This is a genomic window from Arthrobacter sp. ZBG10, assembly GCF_001238605.1.
Taxonomy (GTDB): Bacteria; Actinomycetota; Actinomycetes; order Actinomycetales; family Micrococcaceae; genus Arthrobacter.
Genome location: NZ_LFQH01000156.1, coordinates 1 through 212, shown reverse-complemented (window position 1 = coordinate 212; position 212 = coordinate 1). Strand labels below are relative to the sequence as shown.

The 212-nt window shown below is 68.4% G+C and carries 1 protein-coding gene; it reads left to right on the top strand.

Going from position 1 to position 212, the window contains the following annotated elements; genetic code table 11:
* The coding region (locus ACU18_RS18995; RefSeq protein ID WP_197273632.1) for an alpha/beta fold hydrolase at positions 1-212 on the top strand (212 nt) is incomplete at both ends.

Genomic DNA, 212 nt, shown 5'->3' with positions numbered 1-212 from the left:
TCACCAAGGACTTCTTTTCCGTCCATGGCGTCCTCAAGGTCACCGAGGAGCAGCGCCAGGAAGCCCTGGCGCTCTGCCGGCAGGCGGATAAAAAGGCCGCGGTCGCCTGCATGGCAGCTTTCGCCGGCACCGACTTCCGGGAGGACCTGCCCAAGGTGGGCGTGCCCGTCCTCGTCCTGCACGGCGACGGCGACGCCACCGTGCCGCTGGAG